6 protein-coding genes, 2 tRNA genes and 1 pseudogene are annotated in these 6,106 nt (G+C 36.5%); 5 read left to right on the forward strand and 4 right to left on the reverse strand.

All coding sequences use genetic code 11. The annotated features are described in order from the left end of the window. Positions 1 to 236: 236 nt before the first annotated feature. The gene (gene purN / locus ACFIKG_RS04795) at positions 237 to 848 is read right to left on the reverse strand and encodes a phosphoribosylglycinamide formyltransferase (RefSeq protein ID WP_375625930.1); all 612 of its coding nucleotides are present in this window, start codon (positions 846 to 848) and stop codon (positions 237 to 239) included. Further along, positions 845 to 1,936: a phosphoribosylformylglycinamidine cyclo-ligase gene (gene purM, locus ACFIKG_RS04800; RefSeq protein WP_375651848.1), complete on the reverse strand. Its 1,092-nt coding sequence runs from the start codon at positions 1,934 to 1,936 to the stop codon at positions 845 to 847. Before purM ends, purN begins: the two co-directional genes overlap by 4 nt. A gap of 158 nt (positions 1,937 to 2,094) precedes the next feature. On the opposite strand from purM, the gene ACFIKG_RS04805 reads away from it, so the two are divergent. From ACFIKG_RS04805 to ACFIKG_RS04825, 5 genes are all read left to right on the forward strand, one after another. Further along, positions 2,095 to 3,306 (forward strand): AI-2E family transporter, encoded by a 1,212-nt coding sequence (locus tag ACFIKG_RS04805; protein WP_375626889.1) that lies wholly within the window; start codon positions 2,095 to 2,097, stop codon positions 3,304 to 3,306. Next, positions 3,303 to 3,992, forward strand: a complete 690-nt coding sequence (gene hdaA / locus ACFIKG_RS04810; RefSeq protein WP_375626887.1) for a DnaA regulatory inactivator HdaA — start codon at positions 3,303 to 3,305, stop codon at positions 3,990 to 3,992. Before ACFIKG_RS04805 ends, hdaA begins: the two co-directional genes overlap by 4 nt. Before the next feature lie 707 nt (positions 3,993 to 4,699). Further along, positions 4,700 to 4,776, forward strand: a tRNA-Pro gene (locus tag ACFIKG_RS04815). Between the two features lie 89 nt (positions 4,777 to 4,865). Next, positions 4,866 to 5,171: an ETC complex I subunit gene (locus ACFIKG_RS04820; RefSeq protein WP_375626885.1), complete on the forward strand. Its 306-nt coding sequence runs from the start codon at positions 4,866 to 4,868 to the stop codon at positions 5,169 to 5,171. 39 nt (positions 5,172 to 5,210) lie between these two features. Then, a tRNA-Arg gene (locus ACFIKG_RS04825) sits at positions 5,211 to 5,287 on the forward strand. Between the two features lie 210 nt (positions 5,288 to 5,497). On the opposite strand, the gene ACFIKG_RS04830 is transcribed toward ACFIKG_RS04825, so the two are convergent. Next, positions 5,498 to 5,740 (reverse strand): hypothetical protein, encoded by a 243-nt coding sequence (locus ACFIKG_RS04830; protein WP_375651849.1) that lies wholly within the window; start codon positions 5,738 to 5,740, stop codon positions 5,498 to 5,500. A 133-nt stretch (positions 5,741 to 5,873) separates the two neighbouring features. Further along, a pseudogene (locus ACFIKG_RS04835) lies at positions 5,874 to 6,106 on the reverse strand (hypothetical protein); the annotation flags it as partial.

The following is a 6,106-nucleotide window of genomic DNA, read 5'->3' on the forward strand; positions in this document are numbered from 1 at the left end:
GCGAAATACGAGAGTATTTTGATAAATAGAACTTGTGATAATGTCATAGAACTGAATAAAAAAGAAGAATTTGAAAATTTAATTAAAATTCAAAAAAAACACACATTCTGTGCAAAAATTTATGAAAAGATAGGCTCTATTACGTCAACATTTAATAGAGATTTTCAATTATAGACACTGAGCACGAATTATATGTAAAACATTGAAAAATGCTTATTAATAGATTGCTGATACACTCAAAAAGATAAAAGCTGTTGCTGCGCATCTACCATTTTACTCTTCCCTTCAATAAATGCTTTTAAGGCTTCGGGGTAGAGTTTATGTTCTGCTTTAAGAACTCTTTGTCCTAAGCTCTCAGCAGTATCATGAGGATAGACTGGAACGGCTGCTTGGGCAAGGATTTTTCCTGCATCCATGTCTTCTGTAACAAGGTGAACAGTGCAACCCGTGATTTTTACGCCTGCTTGTAAAGCTTTTTCATGTGTGTTTAAGCCTTTAAATGAAGGCAAAAGAGAAGGATGAATGTTTAAAATTCGTCCTTCGTAAAGTTTTACAAAACGTGGCGAGATAAGGCGCATATATCCTGCAAAGCAGAGAAAATCTGGTTTATATTGATTTAAAATCGTAAAAATACTTTCTTCATGCTCTTCTTTTGTTTTGTAAATTTTGCGATCAACAATATGAATAGGTAAGTTATGGTTTCGCGCCTTTTCAATACCGTCTGCACGCGGATTATCGCAAATAACCGCGATGATTTCAGCAGGATATTCCTTTTGTTGACTAGCTTGAGCAAGGGCGACCATATTGGATCCATTACCAGAAATGAAAACGATGATTTGTTTTTTCATAAATGCAGTACCCCTTTATAAAGTATTCCTTTATTTTGATCTTGGCGTTTTGTTAAAATGCCAAGAGGAGTTACGCTCTCTCCTTTTCTTTCAAGAGCTTGCGTAATTGTTTCAGCTGCATGCTGTGCTACGATAATGATCATGCCAATACCACAATTGAATGTTCTTAACATTTCTATTTCTTCTATTTTACCTTGTTTGGCAATCCATGAAAATACTGCTGGAACATTGATGGTAGAAAGATGAATTTCAGCGCATAGAGAAGATGGAACAACACGTGGAATATTTTCAGGAAAGCCTCCACCCGTAATATGAGCAAGAGCTTTAATCCCTTCGTATTTTTTCATGATGGGAAGAAGCGATTTTACATAAATGCGTGTTGGTGTAAGGAGTGCTATACCAAGGCTGTTTTCGGGAGCAAAAGGGGCAGGGTCATTCCATTTAAGATCATGTTGCTGGATGATTCGTCGAACAAGCGAAAAGCCATTGGAATGAATTCCAGAGGCGCTTAGACCTAATATAATATCACCTTCTGTTAAATCTTTTGAAGGGAGTAGCTTGCTGCGTTCGCATGCTCCTACAGCAAAACCGGCTAGATCATAATCTCCCTCTGCATACATTCCTGGCATTTCTGCAGTTTCTCCTCCAATAAGAGCAGCACCGGCTTGTTTACATCCTTCTGCAATACCAGAAACAATTGCAGCACCTTGTTCAGGGTCAAGCTTTCCAGTTGCAAAATAATCCAGAAAAAAGAGAGGTTCAGCCCCTTGTACGAGTAAATCATTGACACACATAGCCACAAGATCAATACCTACAGTGTTATGGTGACCTACTTCAATGGCAATTTTTAATTTTGTTCCCACACCATCATTGGCTGCTACTAAGATAGGATCCGTAAAGCCAGCTGCTTTTAAATCAAAAATTCCACCAAAACCGCCAATTTCTGCGTCTGCTCCGGCTCGTTTTGTCGCGCGTATAAAGGGTTTAATTTTTTCTACCATGGCATTACCCATATCGATGTTTACACCGGCTTTTGCGTAGGTAAGACCAACTTTGGATTTATTATTTGTAAGATCTTGGTTGCTCATTGGAGCCTTCCTTTAATGGAAAATCGGGTTTTGATATTATGCAATGCCATGATAGAGTTCTCTCTGCAAGAGATATTGATAAGAAAATAAGCAACTTTGCTTGTACCTTATTTTGAAGATGTTTATAATTTTTTGTGAAGAATTTTTTAGGATATTTTATGAGCAAGATATCAGATAATCACGGTCAGTCTTCTTGGCAACTTATGAAAAAGAAAGTGAGTGAGAATACATCTCGTGATCGTTATAAGACTTATGTGCCAGCGTATACTCAATTACCGTTGCCGAATAATATGAAAAGGCAAATCTTTTTTTGGCTTGGTACGCTGATTTTTTTCATTTTTTTTATGTTTGTTTTTGGATCGATTTTGCTTCCTTTTGTGGCAGGGATTGTGCTGGCTTATTTTCTCAATCCCATTGTTCAATTACTTGAAAAATTTGGTATTCGACGGGTGTTTGGGACTGTCCTCATTACCTTATTTATTGTTGTTACCTTTGTTGCTGCTTTAGTTATTTTGATTCCTGTTATTAGTTGGCAAATACAGCAATTCATGAGTGATGGTTTACCTGTTTATATTAATCGTATTCAAACCTTTTTTGTTGAGCATGATTTTGATTGGATAAGGCGCTATTTTGGAAGTGATCCAAATGAATTACGGAATAATATTAAAGGATTTTTGGGAGAAGGTTCTGATTTTATTACGTCTCTTTTGAATTCACTTTTAAAGTCAGGAAAATCTATCGTTAATATCGCTAGCTTATTTGTTGTGGCACCTGTGGTGGCATTTTATATGTTATTAGATTGGCCGCGTATGGTAACAGCAATCGATTCGTTAATACCGCGTGATCATCTTGAAACCGTTCGGAGTATTTTTTATGAAATGGATAGAGCTATTGCAGGCTTTGTTCGTGGACAAGGAACAGTTTGTCTTATATTGGGAGGCTATTATGCTATTGGTTTAACGATTGCAGGACTCAATTTTGGTCTTTTAATTGGTATGTTTATTGGTCTTATTAGCTTTGTTCCTTATATCGGCACAATGAGTGGTTTGGTCCTTTCTGTTGGTATTGCATGGGTCCAGTTTTATCCCAATAATTGGGGAGGAATCATCGTTGTGATGGCACTTTTTTTAATTGGTCAATTTATTGAAGGTTATATTCTTCAACCCAAGCTTGTAGGTTCATCAGTGGGATTACATCCCGTATGGCTGATGTTTTCACTTTTTGCTTTTTCTTCACTCTTTGGTTTTACTGGTATGCTTGTTGCTGTTCCTGCGGCAGCGGCTGTTGGCGTTTTAGTTCGTTTTGCTCTTCATACTTATCTTAGTTCTCAGATGTATTCGCGAAGGGGAAATTCGGAGCCGCTAAAATGAATGGGTGTGAAACGCAATTATCTTTAAATTTTCCTTATGATCCGATTTTTCAATTTGAGGATTTAGTGGTAACGGAAAGCAATCGTATGGCTTTTCAGCTTATTGATCACTGGCCCAATTGGAGCTTACCTATTGCAGTTTTGGTTGGCAAAGAAGGATCTGGAAAAACGCACTTTTCTAATATATGGCTCCAAAAAGCAGATGCTTTCAGGATTCAGCACAATGAGATTGATCAGGCTGTTACTGTGGCTTCTTTAGGCAGATCATTTTTGATAGAGGATATTGATGCAGATGAAATCAAAGAGACAGAACTTTTTCATTTAATTAACAGTATTAAGCAAGCAAATCTTGATGCACGACAAGCTACTTTATTGATGACGGCACGGACACTTCCTTCCGCTTGGAATTTAAAGTTAAATGATCTAAAAAGTCGTCTTAATTCGGTGATGTTCGTTGAAATTAATCAGCCTGATGATGCATTATTAACAGCTGTTGCATTTAAGCTTTTTTCCGATAGGCAACTTATTGTACATCCAGACACGGTTTATTATCTTGTAAGTCGTTGTGAACGTTCTTTATTTTCATTGAAGCGTGTTATTGATTCTGTTGATCAGTTGGCATTACAAAGAAAAAGAAAAATAACACGTGCTGTTATTGCTGAAGTTTTGAATAGAAGAAATCCGTAAACACTCCCTATCATGGCTTACTTATTCTGTCTTTCTATTATCGTTTCAATATGTGGCAAGACAAGTCATTTAAATTTTCTTCTTTTTTGATATCCGTTAAGAGTGAAAAATAGTATTTTTTACTTTAGTCATGTGTTTATCTTAAATAGCTTTGAGATTTTATTGTATGATGTTGACTTTTTTCCATCTTTGCATTTGAAATTTTTTCTAAAAAAAGCGCTTTATTTTATTTATAATAGAACTTTCGTGCTTTGAAAAAATGTCTGTTGTTTATGGATTTGGATTGTAGAAGATTCTAGAATTTTTATAAAAGAGTTCTTTGCAAGATAGAAAAAGAGGGGAAAAAGCTTAATACAGCTGATTTTTTGGCTTGTGTTCTCTTTTGGAAAGTTTTTCTATGATATTTAAGTCGTTTTTTTCTAAAATTGTATCTGTAGAATGCGTTTTGATACAGTGAGAGTTTGCTTAAAGCAGGATGAAAATTATGAAATCCTTACAGAGAAATTCGTTATTTTTTAATATAGATTGGATTCTTTACGGAGGTTGTTTTCTATTATTTGTCAATAAATATGTTATTGAGTAGGGAAAAAATTTTTAAAACGTGCTTTTTTGTAAAGAAATGCAACAAAATTAAAAAAAAGTGTGTTTTTCTCTTGCACTTCTGTTGTGAAAATTTTAGGAAATGTGCATCAAGTAAATGTAAATGGCGGAGCGTAGCGCAGCCTGGTAGCGCACCTGATTTGGGATCAGGGGGTCGTAGGTTCGAATCCTATCGCTCCGACCATATTTGATTAAGTGTGTGAGAATGACCCAATTGGGTACGTGTGGTGGAAAACTATCATTCAAGCGTTGTGTAATCTGAAGGAAAAAGGCATGATCGCACGTATTTATAGTCCTGCTAAGACAGCTATGCAGTCAGGTAAGGGGAATAGAGGTTTTTGGATTCTAGAGTATGAGCCGGTGAAAGCAAAAATGCTTGAACCTCTTATGGGGTACACGGCAACGTCTGATATGAATAATCAGGTGAGGATCAGATTTAATAGGAAGGAAGAAGCGATTGCTTTTGCGCGTAAGAATGCTATCTCTTACCGTGTAGAAAAGAAACGTACGTCGATTCGACGTGCTATTTCTTATTCTGATAATTTTCGCAGTGATCGGCAGCACTCTTGGACACATTGAATTAAAGATGCTATTTTGAATTGAGAAAATAATCAGTTGGGTCCCGTAGCTCAGCTGGATAGAGCAACGGCCTTCTAAGCCGTGGGTCACAGGTTCGAATCCTGTCGGGATCACCATCCGGTTTTTACCCATGTATAATGTATTTATTCTTTGTAATCTTTTTTAAAGTTCGGGAATAGGATTTTCCAACATACTTTTACAAAGCTCATCTGTTTCCTCCAATGTTCTCTAATAATTTTTTAAATTCTTTGAGAACCACTATTTTAAATGCGCAAAGACATTATCTATCGCATCCATAAAGACAAGCAAAATTAATAATCCATTTTCTAAAGAATTTCGCGCGTCTCAGAGTATGTGTAGAGTCGAATATTTGGTTTTTGTGTAAAAATATTTACTAATGCATCCATAAGGCGTGCAAAATCAATGATAAGCAAAAAGAGGATGAATACTATCCACTTCATCAAGCGAGACATCATTTTTACACTTTGATAGGTGACGATCATTTCCTGAAGTATTTCTTTTTCTGCTTCTGTAAGCTCTATATCGTCTTGTGTTTTTTTTCTAGCCATGTTTCCACCCACACACACACGTTCACCTTGTTTATTGTGCTTTAAGATCTCTCTTGCTAAGTTTGAACTGATGGCGTTCAGATCTTGCTTATCTAAATAAATTGGCAACCAGCCAACACAAGAAGAAACATATTTATTTGTTGCGCAACCAATCAGAGAGAGCGGCACGCACATCAGCATCACTTTTTTGATTAATTTCATTTTCTACCTCAAGCCGTGTTGTGGCTGCTTTTAAAGCTTTTTCTGCTTTTTCCGATTCAGATGATGGTGGTGTTGCTCTGTCATTGTCATCCATATGGATAAAGTTTTCATCATCATCAATCTCTTCTGGTTCTCGTGCATCAGCCGCGGCTTTTTGGTCGTCTC

The sequence above is a fragment of the Bartonella sp. LB28NMGDW genome (assembly GCF_042194435.1).
In the GTDB taxonomy this organism is placed as follows: domain Bacteria; phylum Pseudomonadota; class Alphaproteobacteria; order Rhizobiales; family Rhizobiaceae; genus Bartonella; species Bartonella grahamii.